The organism is Enterococcus sp. S53 (assembly GCF_016516865.1).
GTDB classification, from domain to species: Bacteria; Bacillota; Bacilli; order Lactobacillales; family Enterococcaceae; genus Enterococcus_D; species Enterococcus_D innesii.
In genome coordinates, this window is record NZ_JACVUH010000001.1 from 411,075 (window position 1) to 434,495 (window position 23,421).

20 protein-coding genes are annotated in these 23,421 nt (G+C 42.0%); 4 read left to right on the forward strand and 16 right to left on the reverse strand.

Annotated elements, in window-relative coordinates; all coding sequences use genetic code 11:
• Position 1: 1 nt before the first annotated feature.
• From IAE45_RS02020 to IAE45_RS02035, 4 genes are all read right to left on the reverse strand, one after another.
• The gene (locus IAE45_RS02020) at positions 2 to 961 is read right to left on the reverse strand and encodes a PhoH family protein (RefSeq protein ID WP_371875354.1); all 960 of its coding nucleotides are present in this window, start codon (positions 959 to 961) and stop codon (positions 2 to 4) included.
• Between the two features lie 184 nt (positions 962 to 1,145).
• Entirely contained in the window at positions 1,146 to 1,595 is a 450-nt protein-coding gene (locus IAE45_RS02025; RefSeq protein ID WP_077454289.1) for a GatB/YqeY domain-containing protein, read from the reverse strand.
• A 33-nt stretch (positions 1,596 to 1,628) separates the two neighbouring features.
• A complete protein-coding gene (rpsU, locus tag IAE45_RS02030) occupies positions 1,629 to 1,805 on the reverse strand; it encodes a 30S ribosomal protein S21 (RefSeq protein ID WP_002356740.1) in 177 nt (58 codons plus the stop codon).
• A 160-nt stretch (positions 1,806 to 1,965) separates the two neighbouring features.
• Complete coding sequence (locus IAE45_RS02035; RefSeq protein WP_005225833.1) at positions 1,966 to 2,397, reverse strand: Fur family transcriptional regulator; 432 nt, start codon at positions 2,395 to 2,397, stop codon at positions 1,966 to 1,968.
• 95 nt (positions 2,398 to 2,492) lie between these two features.
• Between IAE45_RS02035 and IAE45_RS02040 the strand changes: the two genes are divergently transcribed.
• Positions 2,493 to 3,380, forward strand: a complete 888-nt coding sequence (locus IAE45_RS02040; RefSeq protein WP_010748043.1) for a pyruvate, water dikinase regulatory protein — start codon at positions 2,493 to 2,495, stop codon at positions 3,378 to 3,380.
• A gap of 78 nt (positions 3,381 to 3,458) precedes the next feature.
• Here IAE45_RS02040 and thrB read toward each other — a convergent pair whose 3' ends face one another.
• From thrB to trxB, 6 genes are all read right to left on the reverse strand, one after another.
• Positions 3,459 to 4,328 (reverse strand): homoserine kinase, encoded by an 870-nt coding sequence (gene thrB / locus IAE45_RS02045; RefSeq protein ID WP_077454291.1) that lies wholly within the window; start codon positions 4,326 to 4,328, stop codon positions 3,459 to 3,461.
• The gene (thrC, locus tag IAE45_RS02050) at positions 4,325 to 5,383 is read right to left on the reverse strand and encodes a threonine synthase (protein WP_200124697.1); all 1,059 of its coding nucleotides are present in this window, start codon (positions 5,381 to 5,383) and stop codon (positions 4,325 to 4,327) included. The genes thrB and thrC overlap by 4 nt, the downstream gene beginning before the upstream one ends.
• 2 nt (positions 5,384 to 5,385) lie before the next feature.
• The gene (locus IAE45_RS02055; RefSeq protein WP_200124699.1) at positions 5,386 to 6,636 is read right to left on the reverse strand and encodes a homoserine dehydrogenase; all 1,251 of its coding nucleotides are present in this window, start codon (positions 6,634 to 6,636) and stop codon (positions 5,386 to 5,388) included.
• 116 nt (positions 6,637 to 6,752) lie between these two features.
• Positions 6,753 to 7,046: an ArsR/SmtB family transcription factor gene (locus tag IAE45_RS02060; RefSeq protein ID WP_005225828.1), complete on the reverse strand. Its 294-nt coding sequence runs from the start codon at positions 7,044 to 7,046 to the stop codon at positions 6,753 to 6,755.
• A gap of 243 nt (positions 7,047 to 7,289) precedes the next feature.
• Complete coding sequence (locus IAE45_RS02065) at positions 7,290 to 9,017, reverse strand: phospho-sugar mutase (RefSeq protein WP_200124701.1); 1,728 nt, start codon at positions 9,015 to 9,017, stop codon at positions 7,290 to 7,292.
• A 147-nt stretch (positions 9,018 to 9,164) separates the two neighbouring features.
• Positions 9,165 to 10,097, reverse strand: coding sequence for a thioredoxin-disulfide reductase (gene trxB, locus IAE45_RS02070; RefSeq protein WP_077454294.1), 933 nt, complete (start codon positions 10,095 to 10,097; stop codon positions 9,165 to 9,167).
• A 185-nt stretch (positions 10,098 to 10,282) separates the two neighbouring features.
• Here trxB and IAE45_RS02075 point away from each other — a divergent pair, with 185 nt between their 5' ends.
• Together IAE45_RS02075 and IAE45_RS02080 are read left to right on the forward strand one after the other, a co-directional pair.
• Positions 10,283 to 11,668: an MATE family efflux transporter gene (locus IAE45_RS02075; RefSeq protein WP_144771641.1), complete on the forward strand. Its 1,386-nt coding sequence runs from the start codon at positions 10,283 to 10,285 to the stop codon at positions 11,666 to 11,668.
• 152 nt (positions 11,669 to 11,820) lie between these two features.
• Positions 11,821 to 12,291, forward strand: a complete 471-nt coding sequence (locus IAE45_RS02080) for a glutathione peroxidase (RefSeq protein WP_077454296.1) — start codon at positions 11,821 to 11,823, stop codon at positions 12,289 to 12,291.
• 231 nt (positions 12,292 to 12,522) lie between these two features.
• Here IAE45_RS02080 and IAE45_RS02085 read toward each other — a convergent pair whose 3' ends face one another.
• Positions 12,523 to 13,956 carry a 6-phospho-beta-glucosidase gene (locus IAE45_RS02085; protein WP_008378424.1) on the reverse strand — a complete coding sequence of 478 codons (1,434 nt, stop codon included), beginning with the start codon at positions 13,954 to 13,956 and terminating at the stop codon, positions 12,523 to 12,525.
• 20 nt (positions 13,957 to 13,976) lie between these two features.
• Positions 13,977 to 15,368, reverse strand: a complete 1,392-nt coding sequence (locus IAE45_RS02090; protein WP_081118099.1) for a 6-phospho-beta-glucosidase — start codon at positions 15,366 to 15,368, stop codon at positions 13,977 to 13,979.
• A gap of 259 nt (positions 15,369 to 15,627) precedes the next feature.
• On the opposite strand from IAE45_RS02090, the gene IAE45_RS02095 reads away from it, so the two are divergent.
• Positions 15,628 to 16,548 (forward strand): MurR/RpiR family transcriptional regulator, encoded by a 921-nt coding sequence (locus tag IAE45_RS02095; protein WP_005235454.1) that lies wholly within the window; start codon positions 15,628 to 15,630, stop codon positions 16,546 to 16,548.
• Between the two features lie 76 nt (positions 16,549 to 16,624).
• Here the strand turns inward: IAE45_RS02095 and IAE45_RS02100 are convergent, their stop codons facing one another.
• The 4 genes from IAE45_RS02100 to IAE45_RS02115 form a co-directional block, all read right to left on the reverse strand.
• A complete protein-coding gene (locus IAE45_RS02100) occupies positions 16,625 to 18,544 on the reverse strand; it encodes a beta-glucoside-specific PTS transporter subunit IIABC (RefSeq protein ID WP_195265026.1) in 1,920 nt (639 codons plus the stop codon).
• A 199-nt stretch (positions 18,545 to 18,743) separates the two neighbouring features.
• Complete coding sequence (licT, locus tag IAE45_RS02105; RefSeq protein ID WP_081118096.1) at positions 18,744 to 19,586, reverse strand: BglG family transcription antiterminator LicT; 843 nt, start codon at positions 19,584 to 19,586, stop codon at positions 18,744 to 18,746.
• Between the two features lie 305 nt (positions 19,587 to 19,891).
• Entirely contained in the window at positions 19,892 to 21,667 is a 1,776-nt protein-coding gene (locus IAE45_RS02110; protein WP_140964910.1) for an ABC transporter ATP-binding protein, read from the reverse strand.
• On the reverse strand, positions 21,667 to 23,415 hold the full coding sequence (locus tag IAE45_RS02115) for an ABC transporter ATP-binding protein (protein WP_086292192.1): 1,749 nt from the start codon (positions 23,413 to 23,415) through the stop codon (positions 21,667 to 21,669). The genes IAE45_RS02110 and IAE45_RS02115 overlap by 1 nt, the downstream gene beginning before the upstream one ends.
• Between the last annotated feature and the right edge of the window lie 6 nt (positions 23,416 to 23,421).

Sequence of the window (23,421 nt, forward strand, 5' to 3'; positions counted from 1 at the left end):
ATCAGCGCTTGTCTTTAAGATCTGCTTCTTCATAAGCTCGAATGATTTCGGCCACAACTGGGTGCCGTACCACATCTCCTGCTTCAAAATTAGCAAAAGCAATTTTGGGGATCTCTTGCAACGTTCGCTCCGCATGGATCAAACCGCTTAAAGTTCCCTTTGGCAAGTCGATCTGACTCGTATCGCCATTGACGATCATTTTGGAGTTGAATCCTAAACGTGTCAGAAACATTTTCATTTGAGCGATCGTCGTGTTTTGGGCTTCATCTAAAATTACAAAGGCATCTTCTAACGTGCGCCCTCGCATATATGCTAATGGAGCGATCTCTATGACGCCACGTTCCATTAAACGATTCGTATGATCCATCCCGAAAATTTGATACAACGCATCATAAACGGGTCGTAAGTAAGGATCGACTTTTTCTTTCAAGTCTCCCGGTAGGAAACCAAGGTTTTCTCCTGCTTCCACAGCGGGCCGTGTCAAAATGATCTTTTGCACTTGGCCTTTCTTTAAAGCAGCGATCGCCATGACAACGGCTAAAAAGGTTTTTCCTGTTCCAGCTGGTCCGACACCAAAAACCACATCATGTTTGCGAACAGCTTCGATATATTTCTTTTGACCGGCATTTTTCGCCCGAATCGGTTTACCATTACGGTCCTTGATGATTTCTTCCTCATACATATCTTTGAAATAATCAAGACTGCCTTTGTTTACCATATTCAACGCTGTGATCACATCAGGGGTACTGATATTGATACCTCGTTTGATCAACTCTTGCAACGCTCGAATCACAGATTGTGCTTTTTCTGCTGCATCCGCTTCGCCGACGATTTGGATTAGCTCACCACGAGTGTGAATGACCGTCCCTGTCGAGTCTTCAATAATTTTAATGTTTTTATCGTGAGCACCTAATAGCAAACGAACATCATCGTTTTCACTAAGTGTTATCTCGATCGTCATAGTTTTGTCTGTCAAATATGTTACAGCTCCTTTTTTGGCGTTCTTATTAATAATAACATAAGATGGAAAAAAGAAAAATTACTTATAAAGCCCAAAGGTAGTTTCCTTTTGTCCTTATGCTTTTTTTAAGTTTTCGAAATCAGAAAAAAGCCGCAAGCATGTCATCCATACTTGCGGCGTGAGCTTACATTTGATCCAATAATTCTTTAACGATTGCATTGACTTGATTGCCGTCTGCTTTGCCTTTGACTTGCGGCATTACAGCACCCATCACTTTTCCAAATTCTTTGGAAGAAGAAGCACCAGTCTTTTCAATCGCTCCAGCAACGATTTGGCGGATTTCCGCTTCATCAAGTTGCGCTGGTAAATATTTTTCAACAACTGCAATTTCAACTTTGACTTTCTCGGCTAAATCTTTTCGGTCAGCTTTCTCAAACTCATTTAAAGAGTCCCGACGTTGCTTCATCTCACGAGATAAAACAGTCAACTCTTCTTCTTCATTCAAGTCAGTACCTTTTTTGATCTGCTCATTTTGAATTGATGCTTTCAACATGCGGATCACCTGCAAGGTTTCCTTGTCTTTGGCTTTCATCGCTGTCTTCATGTCATCATTCAGTGTACTTAGTAGTGTCACACTACCAGCTCCAATTCTCAAAACAGTAGAAAATTAGAATTTTTTGCGTTTTCTAGCTGCTTCAGATTTTTTCTTACGCTTTACGCTAGGTTTTTCGTAAAATTCACGTTTACGAGATTCCTGTAAAGTACCCGCTTTTGACACGGAACGTTTGAAGCGACGAAGAGCATCGTCAAGTGATTCGTTTTTGCGAACGACTGTTTTTGACATGTAAATTCCCTCCCTCCGAGCTTAAAAAGTAACCGTAGTTGTTATTGAAATAAAATCCCAAAAAACACGACTGTCCTTTAAAAATTATAGCTAACCCCTGAAAAAGTGTCAAGGCATTCTGGTAAAAAAGTCTTCGATACTGTCAAGTTTGTTTGGGTTTTCATTGACATTCTTCACAACGCCCCAGAATCTCGAAGCGATGACCCTCGATCAAACAACCAGGAAGCTGTTCTTGAAAGAAGTCCATTGGACAAATATGCAGTTCTTTTGTTTTGCCGCAGACTGTACAAATGAAATGATGGTGGTGATGGTCCTCTAATTCTGCACAGCAGTTATAGCGAAACTTCATCTCACCGTTCAGCTCTGTTTCTTCTAAAATACCGATCTCAGAAAAATCGTGCAAATTCCGGTAGATCGTATCATAACTCAAACCAGGATACTTTTCCGACATGTATTCATGAATTTCTTTTGCTGGTAAATAGCGATTGCGTTTGACTAAATAGGTGATGATCGCTTCTCTTTTTTTGGTGTATTTAAAGCCATTTTCTTTCAATGTTGTCATGGCATGCTCAATAAGTGTTTGATTTTTCATCGTAGGCCCTCCTGATAAATCAAAATCATTCCGATTCTATCGATCTTAAGTATGGTATAATGAAATCAATAAAAAAGCAAGAGAGGATTTTTCTTATGAAGCCAACTGAACCTGAACAACCAGACTTGCAAGAAAAATTGCAAACCAGTGCCGCAGTGACGATGTTCGTATTGTCTGACTCTGCCGGCGAAACGGCATCGAAGCTTGCACAAGCGACAATGGCCCAATACCCCAGCGTCGAATTCAACCTTTTCAGACGCACGTTTATCCATACGAAAGAGCACTTGATCAAAGCATTATCAGATGCAAAAAAACACAATGCCATTATTCTTCATACCTTGATCAAAGAAGAGCTAGTGGACTTGACGAATCATTTTTGTGAAGAAGCGGATCTCTATCATTTTGATGTACTGACACCGCCTGTGAGTGAAGTTGAACGCCGCACTGGGGTGGCACCGTCACGAGAACCCGGCGCTTTGCATCACTTGAATGAAAATTATTTCAAACGCATCAAAGCCATGGAGTTTGCTGTGATGTATGATGACGGGAAAGACCCCCGTGGCTTTTTAGAGGCGGATGTCGTTTTATTGGGTGTTTCTCGGACCTCAAAAACGCCTTTGAGTCTATTTTTAGCGAACAAAAACTTAAAAGTCGCTAATTTGCCTTTGGTTCCGCAAGCCCACATCCCGAAACAGCTCTGGGAAATCGATCCGAAAAAAATCGTTGGGTTAACAAACGATCCGAATGTATTAAACAGTATCCGCAAAGAACGGATGCGCTCCTACGGCTTGAACCCCGATTCTGCGTATTCCGATATCGAAAAAATCAAAGCGGAGCTGACGTTTGCCAATGATCTTTATGAGAAATTAGGTTGTGTCGTGATCAATGTCGCTTCTCTTTCCATCGAAGAAACCGCCTCGATGATTTTAAATGCATTAAACTTAGAAGATCATAGCTATTACACCTCAGAGACGAAAGATTAACCACTATTAAGCAATAAAAAACGATGAGCGGACTCAGTCTGCTCATCGTTTTTGGTATATTTTTCATTTTAAAGCTCTTTAGAAAACTTGTAGCCCTTCACGATCGATTTGCAATTGTTCGATATACGCATTACTTTCCAGCGCATGCAAAAGTTTTGAGATACGTTCTGCCTTGTCTTCTGGGACGATTGCTAAGACAGTGGGACCTGCGCCACTCAAGAAACAGCCATAACCGCCTTCTTCTTCACAAATCTGGCGAATGGTCGACAAGTGTGGAACAAGTTTCTCACGATAGGCTTCATGAAAACGATCTTGCTGCATCAATTTCCCTGCAAGAGGCAGATTGCCATTGATGACTGCTGCGATCATAACATTGGCGATCGCACTGGCTTCGACTGCTTGCTCGTGAGAAAGTGTCTGGGGCAAGACTTGGCGACTTGCTTCCGTCAACAACTCATCGTGAGGAATATACGCGATGATCTCACATTCAGGAAAATGATGTTTGACTAAATACGTATGCTTGTGCTGATGATCATAGGCAGCAATCGCAAAATCTCCATAGATCGCTGGTCCGACGTTGTCAGGATGCCCTTCAATGGCGGTTGCGATCTCAAGTTTTTGTGCTGCACTCAGATTCATATGCGCCATGCGGTTGGCTAGTTCAATCCCAGCAACAATAACAGAAGAACTGCTGCCTAAGCCTCGTGCCAATGGAATATCTGAGCTCATACGAATCTTCAATGGTTTCATGTCTGGTGCTAATTTCAAAGCCACACGCAAAAGCAAGTTGGTTTCATCCGTTGGGATCTCTGAACCTAGCTCATGGATGATTTCCCACGTATCGTTTTCTTTTAAAACTTCAATGAACAAATACTTTGACAGGGCAATCCCGCAGGAATCAAAACCAGGACCTAAGTTCGCACTGGTTGCAGGAACGCGGATCTTCATAGATTGGCAACTCCTTCACGAAGATGCTGACGCATTTCTTCTAAATCACTCATCTTATTGATGGTTACTTCTGTCGCTTTGATAGCTGTATCAGGATCCTTCAGACCATTTCCAGTAAAGACGGCAACGACAGTCTCACCTGGTTTGATTTTCCCTGCTTTCACGTGCTGGATGACACCAGCCAGCGAGGCAGCTGAGCCTGGTTCAATAAACACACCATCTTGCGCAGCGATTTTACGGTAAGCATTCAAAATTTCCTCATCGGTTACTGCATCAATATGTCCTTTTGATTCATCACGAGCGGCTTCTGCCAACTGCCAGCTGGCTGGATTGCCGATCCGAATCGCTGTAGCGATGGTTTCCGGCTGTTCGATGACTTCACCACGGACGATGGCAGCAGCACCTTCAGCTTCAAAGCCATGCATTCTTGGCAACGCGGTGCCTTTTTTCTCATGCCATTCTTTGAACCCTTTCCAATATGCCGAGATATTTCCTGCATTACCGACAGGAATCGCAAGAACATCTGGCGCTTGTCCTAATTGTTCGCATACTTCAAAGGCCGCTGTTTTTTGTCCTTCTAAACGATAAGGATTGACTGAGTTTACTAGCGCCACGGCTTCCGTTTCTGCAATATCCCGGACCGCTTTTAACGCTTCATCAAAGTTTCCTGGAATCGAAATGATATCGGCTCCATAAACGATTGCTTGCGCCAATTTTCCCATAGCGATCTTGCCATCTGGAATTACAACGTAGGCTTTGATCCCCGCTCTGGTGGCATAAGCTGCTGCTGCCGCACTAGTATTTCCTGTCGAGGCACAGACGATTGCTTTGGCGCCTTCTTCCACCGCTTTTGCCACCGCCATGACCATCCCGCGGTCTTTAAATGAGCCTGTTGGATTCAGCCCTTCGTATTTTCCATACAATTGGATCCCTAATTCCTTGGAAAGGCTTGGTAAGGGAATCAACGGCGTGTTACCTTCTGCCAGTGACAATGCTGGGGTATTTTCATTAACTGGGAGATATTCTTTGTATTGATGCAATAATCCTTGATACATGTCTATTCCTCCATCACTTTCATTATTTGAATGCTTTGTGCATCGGTATAAGTTGCGAGTTTTTCTGCTAGCTCATTTTCGCTCATTGAATTGGTGATTCCAACAATTCGTTGGTCTGCTTCGTTGAACACCGTTTGCTCAAACGCAAACCATTCTGGAAGAGCGTTCCCTTTGATCTCTTGACTTGAAAACGACACATAATGTCGGCTGGGAACTTCTCGGACAGTAGCTAATGCTGTTTCTTTTTCAAAGGTTAGAAATGGTTCCACGATCCCATAGCTTTTATTTTTTGCTAGCACGGTTAAATCCGCAACCACGCTGGTGGCCGTCGGTCGCGATCCTGCTCCTGGTCCATAAACCATTGATTGATCAATGCCTTCGCTCTCGATAAAAATACCATTAAACTCGTTTTGGATCGTCGCCAACGCATGGTTTTTCGGTACTAATACAGGTCCGACTGACACAGTAAGGGAACCGTCAACTGTCTTTTGAGCTGCGCCGATCAACTTCACTTCATAACCAAAGGTTTGCGCCTGCTTAATATCTGCCACAGCTAATCCGCGGATGCCTTTCGTTGCAACATCATCAATGCTGATCGTTTTCCCAAAGGCAAATTTCGTCAAAATCACCATTTTGTAAGCAGCATCAATGCCATCGACATCATTGGTAGGATCTGATTCCGCAAAGCCTTTTGCTTGAGCTTGCGACAAAGCATCTTCATAGGTCAGGCCATCTTCCGTCATTTTCGTCAACATGTAATTGGTCGTCCCATTGACGATACCAAAAATTCCTGTGATGGTATCAGGTAGATAGTGGGTGCACAATGTGCGCAAAATCGGAATGCCGCCACCCACACTGGCTTCATAATAAAGAGAAACACCGGCTTTTTCAGCAATTGCCAGCAGTTCAGGTCCATGGGTGGCAATCAAATCTTTATTTGCCGTCACAACATGCTTTTTATTTTCTAAAGCAGCTGAAATAAACGCTTTTGCCGGATCGATCTTCCCGATCAATTCCACAATTACGTCGATAGTCTCATCTTCAAACAACTCATTTGCCTCATTTGTCAAGGCAAACCCATACTTAGCCGCCAACTCAGACTTGTCCTCATAAGGCGATGCTAGTGCTTTCGTGATTTGCACATTGACTCCTGTCCGTGCCAGAATGGCTTCTTTTTGTTCCGCCAGCACTTGACAGACTCCACTGCCGACAACACCCATTCCTAATAATCCAATGTTTAATCGCTTACCCATAATGCCCCCTAACTGAAAACGTTATTAAAAACCGTTCATCTAATTTTAATATTTCCACTAGCATACCAAAAACAATAAGAAAAAACTAGGACTTTTGAGAAATTCTCGCCCTAGTTTTAACGGTGATGGATATGTTCAAATGTTTTTTGCAAAATATCCACAACATGTTTGTCATCGAGACTATAAAGAATCGTTTTTCCTTGTCTCTCTGACTTTACGATCCGATTATCTTTCAAAAGTTTCAACTGATGAGAAACTGCTGATTGTTCCATATGTACTTGTTCCGCAATCGAAGTGACGTTGCGTTCACCTTCTTGAAGGGACAACAAAATTTTTAGTCTGGTGGGATCACTAAGCATCTTAAAAATCTGTGTTACTTGCTGAATTTCCTCTAATTTCGGCGTAGTCATCGCGCCACATCCTCTCTTATTTCCTTTTGCATTTTAGCCCTTGGTTGACGGCTTGTCAATCTACCTTTGATGAGCAAGGGAAAGAAAATAGATAAAAGACACGAATAGATCCAAGTGTCAGAAAATTTCTTCTCGAAGCTTTGATTCCTCAACAGCGGGGTCCTGAGGAATCGAAGCTTCGTTTCTACCACTCGGATCATTCAGTCAGTTGCAATTTCTTGGTATTGGAGACATCAGGTAGTTTTATTCCCCAGTGATCTCTTCGATGGCTGCTTGCAGATCAGCAATTTTTTGTTCTGCCTCATCTGCCGATTCGCCTTTCACACCAATATAAAACTTGATTTTGGGTTCAGTTCCAGAAGGACGCACAGCAATCCAGCTTTCATCTTCTAATGTGTATTTCAAAACATCAGAAGGCGGTGTCGTCATTTTTTGCAGGTGTCCATCTAAGCCCACACGAGTCAACAGTTTAAAGTCTTCTGTTTGAACGACAGGAGTTCCTGCGAAAACAGAAGGAGCTTTTTCACGGAAAGTCTTCATCAAGGCAGCAATCTTAGTTGCCCCCTCCATACCGCTCATCGTTACTGAAATGGTTTTTTCTGCGTAATAACCATATTCTTCAAAAATATCTTGCAGACCATCATAAAGGGTTTTGTCTGATTGTTTGTAAAAAGCCGCCACTTCTGCTAATAAAACGAGCGCTTGGATCGCGTCCTTGTCCCGTACAAATGGTTTCACTAAGTAACCATAACTTTCTTCAAAACCAAACATGAAGGTTTGCGAATGATCTTTTTCAAATTGTTGGATTTTTTCGGCGATGAACTTAAAGCCGGTCAAAACATTGATCATATCCACATTGTAAGATTTGGCGATCGCTGTTGGCAATTCACTAGAAACGATCGATTTTAAGACTGCTGCATTTTCAGGCAAGGTTCCTGCTGTTTTATGAGCTTCTAGAATATAACGGATCATCAATGCGCCTAATTGGTTTCCAGTCAACACTTGGTAGTTGCCATCTGGCATTCTTACTGCAGCCCCCAAGCGATCGGCATCTGGGTCCGTGGCGATCAATAAGTCCGCTCCTTCTTTTTCTCCTAAAGCAATTGCATATTCAAAAGCAGAGTGCTCTTCTGGATTTGGTGATTTTACTGTACTGAAATTTGGATCAGCAACCGCTTGAGAAGGTTCAATAATGAATTGTTGGAAACCAGCTTGTTTCAATGCTTTCTCACCAAGCATCCGTCCCGTTCCGTGAAGTGGTGTATAGACAAGTTTCAAATCTTTCCCCACCGAATCGATCAATTCTTGATTGATGGTAACTTCTTTGATCTCTTTCAGATAGGCAGTGTCGATCTCTTCGCCAATAATAGAGATCAAGCCGCTGTTTTTGGCTTCTTCTTCACTTAATACAGGGATCTCCAATGGATTTTCAATTTCCCGAACGAATTTGGTCAATGCATCCGCATCTGCAGGTGGCATTTGTCCACCATCTTCCCCATATACTTTGTAGCCATTGTATTCGGCTGGATTGTGAGAAGCAGTGATCATGATTCCAGTAAAGGTTTTTAAGTAACGCACAGCAAAAGATAATTCTGGCGTCGGACGTAAGCTTTCAAAGACAAAGGCTGGAATATCATGTTTTGCCAATGTTTTCGCTGCTTCCATCGCAAACTCAGGTGAAAAATGACGGGAATCATAGGCGATCGCTACGCCACGACGTCTTGTTTCAGGATCTTGTGTATCCATAAAGCGAGCCAATCCTTCGGTTGCTTGACGAATCGTATAAATGTTCATCCGGTTGATCCCTGGCCCTAAAATCCCTCGCATACCGGCAGTCCCAAATTCCAAAGGCATATAAAAAGCGTCTTCTAGCATCGCAGGATCTGCTTCTAATGCGGTCAATTGTTCTTTTAATTGTGGATCTAAGTGTTCACTGTTTTTCCATTGATTAAATGTTTGTTCCCATGCCATAAAATAACCTCTCCTTTTTCCGTTAAAATGCTCTAAAATTAGTATAACACTACTTACAGATTTCTCAAAGAATAACCAAACGAAAAATAAAAACAGCTGCTATCAAAAGTGATTGACACTTTAAAAATAACAGCTGATTCCATTAGGTTATTTCGTTAATTGAGCATCTTTTTGTGTTTCGATAAAGTCAAACACTTGTTGACCAGCAATACTGCCATCGCCGACTGCTGTCGTGATTTGACGTAAGCCTTTTTCACGAACATCGCCAACCGCATAGACACCAGGGATTGAAGTTTCCATTTGGTCATTGGTTAAGATCCAGCCAGCATCATTCGTGATACCGCTGGCTTTGAATGGCTCTGTCAACGGATCTAAACCAACATAGATAAAGACACCGCCAGCAGCTTCTTCTGTCACTTCATCCGTTTTTACGTTTCTGATTTGCACGCCAGTTACGACCATCTCATTGCCTTTGATTTCTTCCACAACAGAATCCCAAATAAAAGAGATTTTCTCGTTGGCAAATGCGCGGTCTTGGATGATTTTTTGTGCTCGTAATTCGTCACGACGGTGAACGATCGTTACTTCAGAAGCAAATTGTGTTAAGTAGATAGCTTCTTCGACTGCCGAGTCGCCTCCGCCAACAACAATCAAGCGTTTGTTACGGAAAAAGGCACCGTCACAAACCGCACAGTATGAAACACCGCGTCCAGCAAATTCTTCTTCGCCTTTGACGCCTAACTTTCTATGTACACACCCTGTGGCAATAATGACTGTTTTTCCTTGATAAGTTTTGTCTTCGGTCACAACTTCTTTAAACTCACCTTGGTCAGTGATGTTTTGAACGATTCCATAAGCATTTTCAACACCAAATTTTATGGCACCTTCATACATCTTGAATGCTAGTTCAGGGCCTAAGATTGACTCGTATCCTGGGTAGTTTTCAACTTCAGCCGTATTATTCATTTGACCGCCAGGTGCACCTCGTTCAATCATTAGTACTGATAAATTCGATCTTGACGCATAAAGCGCTGCTGTCATCCCCGCAGGGCCTGCGCCGATGATAATTACATCATACATATATTTCCCTCCAATTTGGACTACCCATACTTTACTTTCAAAAGCAAATTCTTTCAACTCATCTGCTTACAAAAAATAATAAGATATTCCTGCTTTTACTTTTGAAAATTACATTGACTTTCTTTTCAATTTTTGTAAAATTTTCACGATACGTCTATTATATAGAAAATAAGGAGTCCTTACAATTGAATAAGAAAAAACTTTTAGGAAAATCAGATCGCGAACTACTTTTCCTCAGCTGGCCGATTTTTGTTGAGCTATTTTTGCGGGTCGTTATTGGGAATATCAACGTTTGGATGATTTCTCATTACTCCGAGCCAGCAGTAGCGGCTGTCAGTGCCGCCAATCAACTGTTAAATTTAACGGTCTTTATTTACGGTTTCATCACCGTGGGTACTCAGATCATTATTGCCCAATTAATTGGTGCAAAAAAACGGAACCAGATCCCGAAAGTCATCAATACCGCTCTTTTTGGCTCATTATTCATTGGAATTTTAATCAGCTTAATGTTCCTTTTTGGCTCAACCTATCTCTTGCGTTTCATGGGACTGGATGCTGAATTAGTTGCCCTCGGGCATGGGTACTTACAAGTATATGGCGGAAGTCTGTTCCTTTCCTCGATCACGGCGGTCATAATTGCTGTCATGCGTAGCCACAGTTTCACAAAACCTGCGTTATTGGTACCAATGTTTGCTAGTATTCTAGCCGTGATTGGGAATTATTTTGTCTTATACAGCCCCTTCGGATTGCCGAATTTCGGTGTCACTGGATTGGCATTTTCTAGCGTCTTTGGTAATTCGATCGGTTTAGTAATTGCCGCAATATTACTGAAGAAGCACGTGAATTTTTCTGTTTTGTCTGCCCGTTTTTCGAACGTCTCTTGGGGTGTGATGAAAAACATTTTGACTTACGGATTGCCTTCTTCTGGCGAGTCTCTTTCCTATCAAGGTGCGCAAGTCGTGGTGACGATGATCGTGGCTCAACTTGGTGCAAGTGTCTTGATTGCGAAATCTTACGTAACAGCTATCACCCAATTTGTTTATTTGATTGCCTCCGCATTAAGTCAAGGGAATCAAATCATGATTGGCCGCAATGTCGGTGCTGGAGAATTCGATCGCGCGCATCAGCGAGGCATGCGCACGATGGTGATCGGGATCATTGCCTCAGTGACGATCTGTCTATTGACTTACTTGTTTATTGAGCCAATCATGGGAATCTTTACCTCCAACGCGGAAGTGATCGAGATTGCTAAAGGTGTCTTTTTGGTAGAGATCGTCTTAGAAACAGCGCGTGCAGTCAATATGATCCTTGTGGGTTCCTTGAATGCAAGTGGCGACGTGAAGTTCCCATTGATCTGCAGTCTAGTTGTTCTATGGGTCATCAGCTTACCGTTTTCTTACTCATTGGCGATCGTCTTTAAATTCGGTTTGATCGGCGTTTGGATCGCTTATGCCATTGACGAAGCACTCCGCAGTATCTTAATGATCTATCGCTGGCATTCTGGTGTCTGGAAAACCAAAGCTGTCGTTCATCCCCAAGAAGCCGAACCAGAAGTCTTACCAGAAGCATAATTAAAGTCCAGCGGTCTCGGTGACTGCTGGACTTTTTGTTTTCCATAAAAAATAAGATACGCCAAGAAGTTTGCTTGGTTTTTTTGAAGACTTTGCTCTATACTTGTCTCAGAAGCTATCGACTATGATTTACATTAAAAGGAGCGTTTGCTATGTCAATCTATGACTACCAAGCAACATTAGAAAACGGCGAAACGTATTCGCTAGCAAAATACGAAGGTCAACCGCTAGTGATCGTCAATACAGCTACGAAGTGCGGTTTGAGCCCGCAGTTCAAAGAATTACAAGGTCTTTATGAAACCTATAAAGACCAAGGGTTGGTCGTTTTAGGATTTCCTTCTGACCAGTTCAAACAAGAAGTCGGTTCAGCCGAAGAAGCCGCAGCCGCTTGCCGAACCACCTATGGTGTTGATTTTCCGATGCACAAGTTAACGGTGATCAATGGCAAAGACGCGGATCCCTTGTTTCGCTATTTGGAAGAAGAAGCACCGGGCACGCTAGGCAAAGCCATTAAATGGAATTTCACGAAATTTTTGGTGGATCGCCAAGGCAGAGTCGTTGAGCGTTTTGCTCCACAAACCAATCCTCAAAAAATGATTCCTGAAATTGAAAAAGTTCTTTAAAAAATTGATAAAGGCGACCTTAAGGGTAAAATACGTCATCCTTAAGGTCGCCTTTTTGTAATTGCTGCAACGCAAACATTTTACAACACTCTCATTGTCGGTTATCAAAAATATTTGAGCCTCCATTTCTTCTTAAAGAAGCCGTTCGTTACAAAAGTTTTTAAAAAGACTTTAAAAAACTGCCGTTGATCTCTTTAGATTCTCTAAGAGATCAACGGCAGCTTCTTTTGATTAGTTATTCGATAAATCTTCACCGTTTGAAGCAATCACTTGTTTGTACCAATCAAATGATTTTTTCTTTGTTCGTTTCAAGGTGCCGTTTCCTTCATTGTCACGGTCCACATAAATGAAACCATAGCGTTTTTTCATTTCACCGGTTCCAGCTGAAACTAAATCGATACAACCCCATGTGGTGTAGCCCAATAAATCGACACCATCTTGTTCAACCGCATCTTTCATTGCTTGAATATGCTCTGCCAAATATTGGATTCGATAGTCATCTTCCACATAACCATCTGCATCCGGTGTATCGACAGCTCCTAAGCCGTTTTCAACGATGAACAATGGTTTTTGGTAGCGATCATAAATGTCATTCATCGTGATCCGCAAACCAAGTGGATCAATTTGCCACCCCCACTCACTTGCTTCCAAGTATGGGTTTTTCACAGAGGCAAAAATATTGCCAGCCGTTTGTTCTAACAATTCAGCGTCCGTTGTTGATACGCGGGAAGAATAGTAAGAGAAAGAAATAAAGTCAACGGTATGAGCTTTCAACAGCTCAAGGTCGCCTTCTTCCATTTTGATTTCGATCCCATTGCGTTCCATTTCTTTCAGCGCATATTGTGGATATTCCCCACGTGATTGAACATCAATAAAGAAATAGTTTTCGCGATCTGCTTTGCGAGATTCCCAGACATCTTCTGGTTTGCTTGTATATGGATAGTATGCGCCAGCAGCTAACATACAACCTACTTTGTTCTCAGGATCGACTTCATGAGCGATTTTCGTTGCGATCGCAGAGGCCAACAGCTCATGGTGAGCCGCTTGGTATTTCACTTGCTCAACATTATCGCCTTCTTCAAAGTACAAACCAGCTCCCATAAATGGCGCATGTAGAATCATGTTGATCTCGTTAAAGGTCAACCAGTATTTTACTAATCCTTTGTAGCGGTTGAAAATCACGTTACACAAGTTTTCATAGAATCCGACTAATTCACGAGAACGCCATGCGCCGTATTTTTCAACTAAATGCATCGGACAATCAAAGTGAGTGATCGTTACTAACGGTTCGATCCCGTATTTGTGGCATTCTTTGAAAAGATCTTCATAGAATTTCAAGCCGTCTTCATTTGGTTCTGTTTCATCCCCTTTAGGGAAAATCCGACTCCAAGCGATCGACAAGCGGTAGGTTTTAAAGCCCATTTCGCCAAATAATGCGATGTCTTCTTTGTAGCGATGATACATATCGATCGCTTCTTTTGCTGGGTAGAAATGTTCGTCATCAAAATCAAACATTTTCATTTGACCAGTAATCACTGGAAAACGATCTTTGCCGATCGGTACCACGTCTACGTTTGCTAAGCCGCGTCCGCCTTCTTGGTAGCCTCCTTCACATTGATTGGCAGCTGTTGCGCCGCCCCATAAAAAGTCTTTTCTAAATGCCATGTTTCTTTCCTACTTTCTCTTTATTTAACTAGTTCGCGATCAAGTTCGCGGGCTACTTCATCTTGTACTTCGACGCCTTCTTTTTCAAGACGTGCGATTGTTTCCTTAAATTTCGGCAAGTGATCTTTGTGGGCAATAAACAGTTCGTCCATGACACGTTTTGCCGTATCTCCTGATGGAACCAGTGGGTTGATGGTGAATGCTTGTAATGCGATATTGTAATCCCCAGTCACAGCGGCTTCGATCGTCAATAATTCCATTGCTTTCATTACCTGTAACCAACCTTTTTCAGCTGTCGGTAACTCACCAAAGGCAACATTTCTCGCGCCTTGTCCACCAACGTAAGCGGTCACTTCGACTACGCAATCGGCAGGTAGATCAGGAACGGCGCCTTCATTTTTGGTTGAAACAACGATTTGGGTATTTTTATTGGCATAAATGGAAGCAATCGTTTCACACGCTGCATCTGAGTAATACGCACCACCACGTTTTTGCAGCTGTTCAGGTTTATGATCCAATTCAGGATCTTTGTACAACTCAAACAATTCGGCTTCAGTTTGTTTTACTTGCTGTGCGCGTGTACCGACAGTTTTGTACTCTTCAATCGCATGATTCAACATTTCTTCTTGACGATAGTAATAACGGTGATACCCACAAGGGATCATCTTCATTTGTTCCAGCTGTTCTTTGTAAAATGGTACATCAAAGATATTCTTCGGTAAGCCATTGTCTTCTTCATACATTTTATCAATAATGTCCATCGTTACATCGTTGCCGTGTGAATCAGCAACTTTGTGCCAGTGGAAGTGGTTCAATCCTGCAAATTTGTAAATCAATTCATCCGGTTCTTTGCCAATTAAGGCTGGCTCAATCATGGTTGCCATGACTGGCACATTACACAACCCGATGACTTTGTCCCATTTTCCGTAACGCACGATTGCTTCAGTTACCATGCCGCTTGGATTCGCAAAATTGATCAACCAAGCATCCGGACATAAACGTTTCATGTCTTCAACAATTTCAAGAATGATCGGTACCGTACGGAACGCTTTGAACATTCCCCCAGGGCCATTGGTTTCTTGACCAATCATGCCGTAATAGGCAGGAATTCGTTCATCTTTGATGCGGGCATTCAGCAACCCTACTCGGAATTGAGTCGTAACGAAATCGGCATCCTTTAACGCTTCTTCTCGATCCAATGTCATGTGGATTTTTACATCATAAGGCGTGGCGTCCCACATTCGTTGTGCCATCGCACCTACGATTTCTAATTTCTCTTTTCCTGCTTCGATATCTACTAGCCAAATTTCACGAATCGGCAATTCTTCATAGCGTTTGATAAAGCCTTCCATTAACTCCGGGGTATAGCTGCTGCCGCCACCAATGGTTGCAATTTTAATTCCTTTTGTCATTGTATTGCTCCTTTGCTATTTTATTTACATTCTTATTATCATTCATAAAAACATTTGATTCAATGTAAATAGCTTATTTAGAAAAAGCGTTTGCAAATCTCGCTTCTTCTAGCAGGTGTTTTGTAAAAAAGATTTACAAAGAGCATAAAATAAGAAATAATTAGGATGTAAACGATTCGCTAATTACTTAATAAAGAAGAATTTCTGTAAAAAACATTTACAAATAATCATAAAAAATGTAAAAAGGAGCATACATACCATGTTGCTACAAGAAAAAATGCGCCAAATCAAACTAGCACCCGCGGAACGATCGTTGATCGATTATTTATTAGCCAACCCGACTGCGATGGCGGATCAAACCATCAAGGAATTGTCAGAAAAAACCTACGTTCATCCTTCTACTTTTATTCGGATCGCAAAAAAATTAGGCTTCAATGGTTGGCTCGATTTAAAAACGGCCTTTGTGGAAGAGCAAACTTATATGAGCAGCCATTTTACCGATGTGGATGCGAACTTTCCTTTTTCCTCCCACGACGGCATTATGACCATCGCCAAAAAGTTGGCAAAGCTTGAACAAACAACGATTGAAGATACACTTTCCTTGATCCATCATGATGAATTACAAAAAGCGAAACAATCGTTGCTCAATGCCAACCATATCAAGATCTTCGCCAGTAATGCCAATACCTTGATTTCTCAAGACTTTGTTTTGAAAATGCGACGTTTAGGAAAAAACATCCACGTCTGCGATACCTTCGGCGAAAGTGCCTATGAGGCTTCCAACTGTACCTCCGATACGACTGCGATTTTGATCTCTTATACTGGCGAAAATAAAATGGTCAAAGAAATTGGGAAGATCCTTGCCGAACGGCAGGTTTCCATCATTGGCATGACGAGTATCGGGGAGAACTCCTTGGCAAAATTAAGTAATTGTGTTTTGAATATCACGACAAGAGAAAGGCTCTACTCAAAGATCGCCAACTTTACGATCAATACATCGGTTTGCTACTTGCTGGATTTGTTGTATGCAGTCGTTTTTTCGGAGCATTATGAGAAAAATCTGCAGCATTTGATCGATATTGGGATGGCTTACGACAAGCGCCCTACATCATCAACGATTATTGCTGAACCAACCTACGATAAAAATCTCCATTATAAAGACTCACTGTTTCCCAATTAAACAGCTGCCAAAAAGCGATCGCTTCACATGGGCGATCGCTTTTATACTTACTTAGCTCTTGTTAATAAAGTTTTGGCTAAACTAAAGCCGTGATCAAATCATCGGAACAGCCAACTTCTCGTTTGTCAGACTCGATGATATCCAAATAATCGGCGGAGTTGGTAACTAATACTGGCGTCTCAATATTGAATCCAGCTTTGATCAACGCATCTTTATCAAAGCTGATCAGTTTTTGCCCACGAGTGACTTTATCTCCTTGCTTCACATGCGCTTCAAAGAATTCGCCATTTAACTGAACCGTATCCAAACCAATATGAATCAATAGCTCTAAACCGTTATCAGAAATCAAGCCAATGGCATGTTTCGTTGGGAACAAGGTCATTACTGTGCCATCAAAAGGAGCCACAACTTCACCTTTTGAAGGGTGGATCAAGATGCCTTTCCCTAGCACTCCTTGAGCAAAGGCTTCATCTTTTGCGCTGCTTAATGGTGCGATGGTTCCTTCCACTGGAGAAGTGATCACTTCTTTCCGAACAGTCATCGCTGGTTGTCCTTCTGCAATTTCTTCTTCCACTGCATCATCTTTCCAGAAAGCCATCGTCAAACCAAAGCCAATCGCTGCCGAAATGGCGATTGCAATCAGAGAAGTCCACATGCCACTCGCATCTCCATCCGGTGTGATGAAATTAAAAATTCCAAAAATACCAAGTCCGCCCATTGTGTATCCTGTTACACCATTGACCATCAAGAACAGACCCCCAACAGCCCCACCGATCATGGAATAAATGAAAGGTGTTTTTTTAGGAAGAGTGATTCCATAAATTGCTGGTTCAGTTACACCAAAAATACCAGAAATGATTGCTGGAGGGCACAATGCTTTCATCTTTTTGTCTCTTAATTTGAAATACATTGCAACGACAACAGCTGTTTGAGCAAAACTAGCTCCAAATGAACCTGTCAACACTTGACTGAATCCTTGTTGAGTAACTTGCATAATCGCTAGTGGAACAACTGACCAATGTAAGCCGAAAATAACCAAGACTTGCCAGAAGAATCCTAGAATGAGACCATAGATTGCTGGCGAGAAATCCATTAGTGCTTGGAATCCAGCACTCAATAAATCTGTCAACATGCTGATTATTGGACCAATAATCAAGAACCCAACAGGTAAAGCAATCAGCAAAACAAAAAATGGCACCAGGAAAGTTTGTACTACGCTTGGAATCAGTTTTTTTGCAAGCTTCTGAATCTGTGCAGCAAATGCAATAATGAAAATAACTGGTACGACACTACTTGTATAGGTTGCGCCTACCCATGGAATACCTAAGAAAGTTTGGTAGGCTGATTGTCCAAGTAAGCTATAGGGTGCTGCTGCCCCTTCTCCGGAAACTGCAGTAAACGCTGTTTGTAGTGCAGTGCCTTGAATCGTTGGGTAGCATAATGCAGCTCCAATAACGATACCGACCATTGGATTCAAACGGAATTTTTTTGCAGAAGTATAACCTAAAATCACAGGCATGAACATAAATATTGCGTCACCGATCGCATTCAACATCACATATGTTCCTGATTCTGCTGTATAATTGAACCAACCTTGTGTGCCTAAAAAGACTAATAATGCATTGAATCCTTTGATCATACCAGCAGCTGCCAACGCACCTAAGAAAGGCTGAAAACATCCACTGAGGATGTCAATCAGACGATTGAATATATTCCCACCAGAACTTTCTTCTTCAGCATCACCACTGATTCCTGCAACATCGATCACTTCTGCATAGACATCTGGCACATGGTTTCCGATAACCACCTGGTATTGACCGCCACTCTTCATGACCGTCACGACACCATCCATGTTCTTTAAGACTTCATCATTTGCGACGCCTTCATCCTTTAATTTAAAACGCAAGCGTGTGATACAATGTGTCAAGCTATTGATGTTCTCTTTCCCACCGACATTTGCGACGATTTTTTCTGCTAATTCACGATATTTTCCCATTTTTGATTCCTCCAATTTTTTTGTATTGAAGGTTTAGCCAACTGAATGTCACTATCCAAAATGTTTTCTTTTTTTGATTTTTTGCTGCATGGTCAGATGTCTTGAAGCTGATGTTTAGTAAGAATCATTGCGAAGAAATTCTTCTTTTTCGACATCTTCTCATGAATCAAGAAATCCTTCTCCTTTCTTATTTTTTCAATCAACGATTTTTTTGCACAAGTCTGGCAATATGAATCGTTAAATACAAACTTTCGTCACTGGACATTTGATACTGATACTGATTTTCTAATAGTTCAGCGATTTTTTGTACGCATTGATACGCATTTCGGTATTTCACTTTGACCATAGCCAAAAGATCTTCATCAGTTTCATCCGCATGAGGGGTATGGTTTTGCATTCTTGAGACAAAAAACTTCAGATGCGTGGTGAAGCGATAAAAATAAACGGATTCTTCATCAAAGGTTGTTTTAAAAAAATATTTAACAATGTTAATGATGTCTTGCATCGTTTGGGTTAGCTCAGCAATATTGCCTTGGTCACCATTCTCGGTTTGTGCATTGACGAGATGCAGAGCAATAAAGCCAGCTTCGTCATCTGGCAGCTGAATCCCGTAATGTTCTTTGATTTTCTCTACGGTTTTACAGCCTATTTGGTACTCATCGGGGAAAAAACGCTTGATATCCCACAATAAGACATTTTTGACCGTCATTCCTTTTTTCGATCGTTCAATGGCACAGTGCATATGATCTGTCAGCGAGATGTAGATGGAATCATTGATGGGGGATGACAATTCTCGCCGAGCATACTCAATGATCTCATTGGATAATTCAAGGTATTCCAGTGGTAAGTCAGCAAGCAGCTCTTGAAATTGAGATAAGATCGTCTGATTTTCTAAGCGATACACTTTATCGATCGCTTCTGAAGAAATGTCATCCCCCACTTTTTTCTTAAAGGCAATCCCCCGCCCCATAACAATAATCTCGTTTTGACTTTGATCGGTAGTGATCACAACATTATTGTTTAACACTTTACTGATTTTCATGTCCTACCCCCACTTACTTTATCATTGCGGATATGGTTCATTGCTTGTCTTTATTGCTGAGCCAACAGTCAACACAGAAAAAACCTCATGAAAGCAGCGCAAATACCGCAGCTTCATCAGGTTTAGCTTGTTAAAAATCAACAATCACTATCCATTAGAACCAGTTTTATTATCTTTATCATAGCAAAGGTAGAAAGCGCTGTCAATCGTTGTTCGTTATTTTTATATTCATCCCTTCCTTCTTTTTTCATACAAAAAAACCTTAAAAACAAAAGTCTTTAAGGTTAGCGTTACTAATAAAACTATTAAACTTCACTTGCCTGCAAACGATACATATCGGCATACAACCCTTTTTGAGCCAAAAGTTCATCATGGGTGCCTCGTTCCACGATCGAGCCTTTATCAAGCACCAAAATCAACTCAGCATCGCGAATGGTAGACAATCGATGGGCGATCGCGATCGTGGTTCGCCCTTGACGCATATTGGCCAACCCTTCTTGGATCAGTCCTTCTGTTTCAGTATCAATATTGGCAGTCGCCTCATCCAAGACCAGAACTTTCGGATCGGTCACCATCGTGCGAGCAAAGGAGATCAATTGTCGCTGACCGCTTGAATAACTGGCACCCCGTTCAATCACTTTGGCGTGGTATTTACCAGGTAGTTTTTGAATGAAAGCATCTGCTTGAACAAATTTTGCTGCTTTTTCAATCTGTTCCTCATCAATGTCCTGATTTAATAAGCGGATATTATCAGCGATGTCCCCATAAAACATGAAGGCATCTTGTAATACGAGTCCAACTTTTTTCCGAAGCTCTTCCATCGTAAAGTCGCGGATATCTTGATCATCGATCAAAATTTGTCCTTCCCCGAATTCATAAAAACGCATCAGCACATTGATGATCGAGCTCTTGCCACTTCCTGTGTGACCGACTAAAGCCACGGTCTCACCTGGATAGGCGATGAAAGAAATATGATTCAATACGTTGTTTTTTCCATCATAGGAAAAACTGACATCGCGAAATTCGATTTTTCCTTTGGTGATGGTTTGACTGGCATTGGGGTTTTGCTGCGGCGTATATTCTTCATTATCCATAATCTTCAAAATACGGCTGCCGGCGACCATCCCATCAGTAAAAACGCTGAGAAAATCCATCATCTGTGTCATGGGATTAAAAAACCCTTGAATATAGGTCGTAAAGGCGAAAATCAACCCGACTTCAATGGGCGATTCTAAAGCATCAAACCCAAAGACCGTCAATGACAAGGCGATCGCTAAGGCATACAACAAACTAATGATTGGTGATAATAGCAGCGCATTAGTGCGGATCATGGCGTATCTAGTTTTCAAATAATCATCGTTGGTCGCTTCGAATTCTTCATTCAGCCGCGCCTCTTGGCGGAATTGTTGAATGATCTGCATACCAGAAATCGATTCATTCAATTTCGTATTCAGCTGACTCAGTTTTTCCCGCATTTGACGATAGATACGAGAGCTGAATTTTTGATAATACCAGATGACTACCATTAGGATTGGCAGAAAAATCAAGTTTAATAAGGCGATTTTGACGTTGATGCGGAACATGGCGGCAAAAGAAGAAACCACCGCAAAAATTCCTGTCAATACCATCAAGAAGACATACCAAAATTCATACAACGTTTCTGTGTCGTTGCTGACCCGTGAAACGATTGAACCCGCTGGCGTCTGATCGAAATAGCGCATCCCAAGACTATGCAATTTTTCAAATAATTTTGCTCGAATATATTGATAGGTTTTTAAAGAACCCATCGAATAAAGGAACCATTGGAAAAACCAAATCACAGCTTTTACCAACACCCCAAAGAAATACAGCGCAGCAAAGAAATAAATGACTTGCTGGGTCGCCGTTTGATTGGTCAAATAATTATCCATAAAGGTTTGAATGATCAAAGGCAACAAGATATTGACGATCGATAGCACAAAAGCAAAAAAGATCGCTGCATAGAAGGTTTTTCGAAATGGCTTGGCAAAAAGAAACATTCGTTTGATGATGTTTTTTTGCTCTTTAAAGGGAATCGATTTGCTCCATTCTGATTCTTGCATTAGGCTTCACTCCCTTCGATTTTGGCTTCTAATTGCTGTTTGTCCCACATTTTTTTATACCAGCCATTTGCAGCCAATAATTGTTCATGGGTCCCGCGTTCACTGATTTTCCCATTGTCGATCACCAGAATTTCTTCTGCGTGCTTGACACTGCTTAGGCGGTGAGCAGCAATGATTGTCGTTTTATTCTGACGGAAGGTCCGTAACTGTTGTAAAATAGCTTCTTCCGTTTTGGCATCTACTGCTGAAAGGGCGTCATCTAAAATCAATAATTCTGGATCAGTGATCAAGGCACGCGCAATGGATAACCGCTGTTTTTGTCCGCCGGAAAGAGAAACACCACGTTCCCCCACCATCGTTTCGTATCCATCAGGAAACTGACTAATATCCTCATGGATCACTGCTAATCCAGCAGCCGCTTCCACTTCTGCTTGAGAAGCTCGTGGTTGCGCAAAGCGGATATTGTCTCGAATCGTCATGGAAAACAAGAAATGATCTTGCGGAACATAGCCAATCGAACCCAAAAGAGCATTCAAGGAGTATTGCTTGCTATCGATGCCCCCGAAGGTGATCGCCCCGTCAAATGAATCATACTCTCGCAACAAGAGCTTCATCAAAGAGGTTTTTCCAGCACCGGTTTTCCCGACGACACCTAGTGTCTGACCCGCTGGCAAAGTAAAGTGGATGTCTTGCAGGGCAAAATCATCTCCTTGATAGTGAAACTCATTGATTTGAACGTTCACCGTTCCTTGGGCTGGGGCATCGACTGCATCTTTGGCTTCAATGATATGGGTCTTTGCCGCCAACAATTCGGCAACCCGATCATAACTAGCATTGCCTCGTTCCAGCACATTAAACAGACGTCCGATGGCAAACATCGGCCAAACTAACATACCGATATAACTGATGAAGGATACCAATTGACCGATCGAGATGGTACCGTCCATAACATAATTGCCGCCAACGATGATCGTCAGCACATAGGAGATTCCGATGATGATCGTAATAAACGGGTCAAACAAGGCATCCAGAAAATTGACTTTGCGGTTTTTGATGATGGCATGGTCGATTTTGGTTTGAAAATCAGCGATGTCCTCTTTTTCCTGTCCAAAAGTTTTGATGACTTTCATCCCAGTAATACTTTCTTGGGCTTTGTCGTTGATGGAAGAAAAGGCTTCTTGCGAGTCACGAAACGCATCATGCAATTTGCTACCAAGAACCCGTGCCATGACTGCTAAGAAAGGCAGCGGCAATAGAGCAATGATCGTTAACCGCCAGTCGATAAAGAGAACCATCGCAATGATGGTTGCCCCTCCCGAGATGAAGGAATCGGCAAAGGTCAAGATCCCCGCCCCTGCCACATTTTGGATGGCATTCAAGTCATTGGTGGCATGGGCCATCAAATCACCTGTCCGATGCTTTTGATAAAACAACTGATCCATCCTTGTAAAATGTGCAAATAGCTGTCTGCGTAACGTTTTTTCTAGCCGAGCAGCACTGCCCCAGATATGCGTCCGCCAGACGAAACGGAACACGTATTGAGCGATGGCTGAAGCAATCAAGATCATGACCCAAAAAAAGATCGTCTGCATCGAGATCTCTTTTTCCGCAATCTCATCGATGATGATCCCAATAACTTTTGGGGGTGCCAACTGTACCAAGGCGACTAGGACTAAAGAGCCTACGCCTAACAAATAATGTTTCTTTTCTTGTTTAAAAAACCAACCTAACTTCCTAAATATTGACATAACACT

Coding starts and splice junctions, on each gene's coding strand:
- IAE45_RS02020 (WP_371875354.1), bottom strand. CDS start 961: ATGACGATCGAGATAACACTTAGTGAAAACGATGATGTTCGTTTGCTA.
- rpsU (WP_002356740.1), bottom strand. CDS start 1,805: ATGTCAAAAACAGTCGTTCGCAAAAACGAATCACTTGACGATGCTCTT.
- IAE45_RS02035 (WP_005225833.1), bottom strand. CDS start 2,397: ATGAAAAATCAAACACTTATTGAGCATGCCATGACAACATTGAAAGAA.
- IAE45_RS02040 (WP_010748043.1), top strand. CDS start 2,493: ATGAAGCCAACTGAACCTGAACAACCAGACTTGCAAGAAAAATTGCAA.
- thrB (WP_077454291.1), bottom strand. CDS start 4,328: ATGAAGATCCGCGTTCCTGCAACCAGTGCGAACTTAGGTCCTGGTTTT.
- thrC (WP_200124697.1), bottom strand. CDS start 5,383: ATGTATCAAGGATTATTGCATCAATACAAAGAATATCTCCCAGTTAAT.
- IAE45_RS02055 (WP_200124699.1), bottom strand. CDS start 6,636: ATGGGTAAGCGATTAAACATTGGATTATTAGGAATGGGTGTTGTCGGC.
- IAE45_RS02060 (WP_005225828.1), bottom strand. CDS start 7,046: ATGACTACGCCGAAATTAGAGGAAATTCAGCAAGTAACACAGATTTTT.
- IAE45_RS02065 (WP_200124701.1), bottom strand. CDS start 9,017: ATGGCATGGGAACAAACATTTAATCAATGGAAAAACAGTGAACACTTA.
- trxB (WP_077454294.1), bottom strand. CDS start 10,097: ATGTATGATGTAATTATCATCGGCGCAGGCCCTGCGGGGATGACAGCA.
- IAE45_RS02080 (WP_077454296.1), top strand. CDS start 11,821: ATGTCAATCTATGACTACCAAGCAACATTAGAAAACGGCGAAACGTAT.
- IAE45_RS02085 (WP_008378424.1), bottom strand. CDS start 13,956: ATGGCATTTAGAAAAGACTTTTTATGGGGCGGCGCAACAGCTGCCAAT.
- IAE45_RS02090 (WP_081118099.1), bottom strand. CDS start 15,368: ATGACAAAAGGAATTAAAATTGCAACCATTGGTGGCGGCAGCAGCTAT.
- IAE45_RS02095 (WP_005235454.1), top strand. CDS start 15,628: ATGTTGCTACAAGAAAAAATGCGCCAAATCAAACTAGCACCCGCGGAA.
- IAE45_RS02100 (WP_195265026.1), bottom strand. CDS start 18,544: ATGGGAAAATATCGTGAATTAGCAGAAAAAATCGTCGCAAATGTCGGT.
- licT (WP_081118096.1), bottom strand. CDS start 19,586: ATGAAAATCAGTAAAGTGTTAAACAATAATGTTGTGATCACTACCGAT.
- IAE45_RS02110 (WP_140964910.1), bottom strand. CDS start 21,667: ATGCAAGAATCAGAATGGAGCAAATCGATTCCCTTTAAAGAGCAAAAA.
- IAE45_RS02115 (WP_086292192.1), bottom strand. CDS start 23,415: ATGTCAATATTTAGGAAGTTAGGTTGGTTTTTTAAACAAGAAAAGAAA.